Origin of the sequence: Crocosphaera watsonii WH 8501, assembly GCF_000167195.1 — a bacterium.
Classification (GTDB): Bacteria; Cyanobacteriota; Cyanobacteriia; order Cyanobacteriales; family Microcystaceae; genus Crocosphaera; species Crocosphaera watsonii.
In genome coordinates, this window is record NZ_AADV02000266.1 from 1 (window position 1) to 3,730 (window position 3,730).

General features: G+C 40.1%; 3 protein-coding genes and 1 pseudogene. 3 read left to right on the forward strand and 1 reads right to left on the reverse strand.

Annotated features, from left to right (window positions below):
- Positions 1-377, reverse strand: a 377-nt coding sequence (locus CWATDRAFT_RS30430; protein WP_268743297.1) for a DNA methyltransferase, incomplete at its 3' end; no start/stop codon positions are given.
- A 344-nt stretch (positions 378-721) separates the two neighbouring features.
- On the opposite strand from CWATDRAFT_RS30430, the gene psbB reads away from it, so the two are divergent.
- The 3 genes and pseudogenes from psbB to CWATDRAFT_RS35170 form a co-directional block, all read left to right on the forward strand.
- Positions 722-2,251, forward strand: coding sequence for a photosystem II chlorophyll-binding protein CP47 (gene psbB, locus CWATDRAFT_RS30435; protein WP_007308556.1), 1,530 nt, complete (start codon positions 722-724; stop codon positions 2,249-2,251).
- A 211-nt stretch (positions 2,252-2,462) separates the two neighbouring features.
- Positions 2,463-2,738 carry a hypothetical protein gene (locus tag CWATDRAFT_RS30440; RefSeq protein WP_007308557.1) on the forward strand — a complete coding sequence of 92 codons (276 nt, stop codon included), beginning with the start codon at positions 2,463-2,465 and terminating at the stop codon, positions 2,736-2,738.
- Between the two features lie 154 nt (positions 2,739-2,892).
- Positions 2,893-3,601, forward strand: a pseudogene (locus CWATDRAFT_RS35170) (transposase); the annotation flags it as partial.
- Between the last annotated feature and the right edge of the window lie 129 nt (positions 3,602-3,730).

The window sequence follows — 3,730 nt, forward strand, 5'->3', positions numbered from 1 at the left end:
TGGGTTATATAAGGAACCAAAATATTCTTTGCTGGTACTCCTGAACTGTCATAATGCCAAATAATTCTGGATAAAATATGAATATGTTGACGTAAATAAATATCTAGGTATGGAATAGTTTGGGTACTAGCCATAAGATAAACACTGCCTTCAGGATGAAGCTTTTTGAAACATAATTCTAACCAAGAATAACACCAAGATAAATAATCCTCTTGTGTTGGCCATTTGTCAACAAAATTAGCATATTTTTTACCAATATTATAGGGAGGGTCAGCGAAAATAAGATGAATACTCTTGTCTTTAATTTCCTGGTCTAAAAGTTTAATACTGTCTCCAAAGAGAATTATATGATGACCACTACTATCTTGATATTTCATCTTAAACTAAAAATATTGATCCTCTAAATCATAACCGACTCAAAACCTAAAATAGTTCTATCTTTATCATAATTTTCGTCATTTTGCCCATAGTGATGAACCCGAAACTAGAACATATAGACTATGCACCCTTTACTATAGGAGACGGAAAAACTTGCAATCGAGACTAACAATAGTTACACTTCTTTAAATAAATTTCATTTTCTTGGCATAATGTAGGTTAGTTGACTTTTGGGAGATGAGAGTTGTTCAACAGCGATCGCCAAACACAAGTCAAGCAACCTTAAAACCAAAATAACAAACCGTCGACGTAGACATATTTTCAAACAGGAGGAGCGTAGTCAATGGGACTACCTTGGTATCGAGTCCACACAGTTGTTCTGAATGACCCAGGACGTTTAATTTCCGTTCATTTAATGCACACCGCCCTAGTAGCTGGTTGGGCAGGTTCTATGGCTCTTTATGAGTTAGCCATTTTTGATCCCAGTGATCCCGTTCTTAACCCCATGTGGCGACAAGGGATGTTTGTTCTTCCCTTCATGGCCCGTTTAGGAGTAACTGGATCTTGGGGTGGCTGGAGTGTCACCGGAGAAACCGGAGTTAACCCTGGTTTCTGGTCTTTTGAAGGTGTAGCTGCGGCTCACATCGTATTATCTGGTTTATTATTCCTAGCTGCTGTTTGGCACTGGGTATTCTGGGACTTAGAGCTATTTGTTGATGCTCGTACAGGGGAACCAGCCCTTGATCTTCCCAAAATGTTTGGTATTCACTTATTTTTATCCGGACTTCTCTGCTTCGGTTTTGGAGCATTCCACCTCACCGGACTCTGGGGACCGGGAATGTGGGTATCAGATCCCTACGGTATAACGGGCCACGTCCAACCAGTGGCACCGGAATGGGGACCGGCGGGCTTTAACCCCTTCAACCCTGGAGGAGTAGTGGCTCACCACATTGCGGCTGGTGTTGTAGGTATTATTGCAGGTCTATTCCACTTAACAGTCAGACCTCCAGAACGCCTCTACAAAGCTCTGAGAATGGGTAATATCGAAACCGTATTATCCAGTAGTATTGCTGCTGTGTTCTTCGCTGCTTTCATCGTTGCTGGAACTATGTGGTATGGTAACGCCACCACCCCCATCGAACTGTTTGGACCTACCCGTTATCAGTGGGATAATGGTTACTTCCAACAAGAGATCGAGCGTCGTGTAGAAACCAGTTTAGCTGCTGGTGATACCTTATCAGAAGCTTGGTTAGACATTCCTGAAAAGCTTGCTTTCTACGATTATGTAGGTAATAGCCCCGCTAAAGGTGGTTTATTCCGTACCGGTGCTATGGATAGTGGTGACGGTATCGCTCAAGAATGGTTGGGACACCCTGTATTTAAAGACGCTGACGGTCGTATTTTAACCGTTCGTCGGATGCCTAACTTCTTTGAAACTTTCCCCATCGTCTTAACCGATGCTGATGGTGTTGTCCGTGCAGATATTCCTTTCCGTCGGGCTGAGTCTAAACTTAGTGTTGAACAAAGTGGTGTAACCGCTACCTTCTACGGTGGTGCTTTGGATGGTAAAGTCTTTGACAACCCTGCTGATGTTAAGCAGTTTGCTCGTAAGGCGCAACTCGGTGAACCTTTTGTCTTTGACCGTGAAACCCTCGGTTCTGACGGGGTATTCCGTACCAGTCCCAGAGGTTGGTTTACTTTCGGACACGCAGTCTTTGCTCTATTATTCTTCTTTGGTCACATTTGGCATGGTTCTCGGACTCTATACCGTGACGTATTTGCTGGTGTTGATCCCGATCTCGAAGAACAAGTGGAATGGGGTTTGTTTGCTAAGGTGGGTGACAAGAGTACCCGTACCAAAGCTGAAGGCTAATCATGCTTTTTTGCTAAACATCCCATAGCTTAAGTTACAAAGAGTCAAGGTAATAGTTATCCTTGACTCTTTGTTTTACTCCCTTGTTCAATCGGAAAACTGTAAACTTTTAGATAGATTTCTGTAAATTTTCGATAAAGTATGATATCAATTGTAAGTATATTTAATTAAAACTATTTGATGTTCTTCAGAGCCATGCTCTGCTAAAATTATGCGACTCGGTCAAATCTTGCTCCAGAAAAAGTGGATTTCTTCTAAACAACTTCAAGAAATAATCCAACTCCAAACTTCTAAAAAGAACCGTTTAGGTCAACTTCTGCTCCAAAAAGGTTTAATTGTCAATAACCAACTAGAAACAGCGTTGAAAGAACAATACCCGAATTTCTCACAAAATCTGCGATCGCCAAACACAGAAGCCTTACAGGAAGTGGGTTTGAACAGAGCGATCGCAGATTTCCCAAACCAACAGTCTGTTGTCAGATTTTAAGTTAAAATCAACCCGAATTAGACAAAGATGAAAAGATAAATCAATCACTCATTTTTCCAAAAAAATTATTAATAAAATCTCTAATAGTACTAGATTGTTAGAATAAAATATGCTATAATTCAATTATTAAAGCAATTTACCTTAAACTGATTTAATGAGTCCCAGTCATCCCCGAACCCCTCGTCAAGTAATCAACTTTAGTAAACAGAAAGGAAAAGAAATAATCGCTAATTTTGATGGGGGACTAATCACTTCAGATGCGGGGATTGTCTGGATGGCTGAGTTGGAAAAAAACTGGGAATTACCGAGAAGTTTGGTAACTGTTTTCAAGATCATCGTCATCAATCTTATGTAGATCATTCCGTTCATGAGTTATTAGCACAAAGGCTTTATGGAATTATTTTAGGCTATGAAGATGTCAATGACCATGATAAATTACGTCACGATCCTGCCCTTAAGATCGCTTTAGAAAAGCTTAATGAACTTGAAGATAAAAAGGGATGGTTAGCTGGGAAAAAGTACAATTAATAGATTGGAATATTGTCCTGAGACTATTCTCGACCAAAAAACGAGTCGTTATCATAAAAATAGACCCCACTTTGAAGTCATGGAAAAATCTTTTGTCGATTTTTTTTAGATCTTATAAAAACCTCCCTCAGGATTAAATAAAAATGGATGTCCCGGAAGACCAATTACTGGGATTCAGAAAAGGCATTTTTTATAGTTTATTACACCGAAGAAGGTAAGCCTCCTTTAAAAATTTTCGGGGGGCCACATTTATAAATTGCCAAACTCGGTCAATCTAAGGAAATCCAGCCCAAGGAGCCTTAAAAATTCCAAGAATTTTCGGCTCTTTTAAAAAAGGCCCCAAAACCCTTCCATTTGGGGGAAGGCCTTTCCGCGAAAACCCTCATTTTGGAAACCCCTTTTTTTATTTTATTCTTGGAACAAGGGTTCTTTTTCGGCGGGGGTTTTAAACCCACAAATAAAAA

Coding starts and splice junctions, on each gene's coding strand:
- psbB (WP_007308556.1), top strand. CDS start 722: ATGGGACTACCTTGGTATCGAGTCCACACAGTTGTTCTGAATGACCCA.
- CWATDRAFT_RS30440 (WP_007308557.1), top strand. CDS start 2,463: ATGCGACTCGGTCAAATCTTGCTCCAGAAAAAGTGGATTTCTTCTAAA.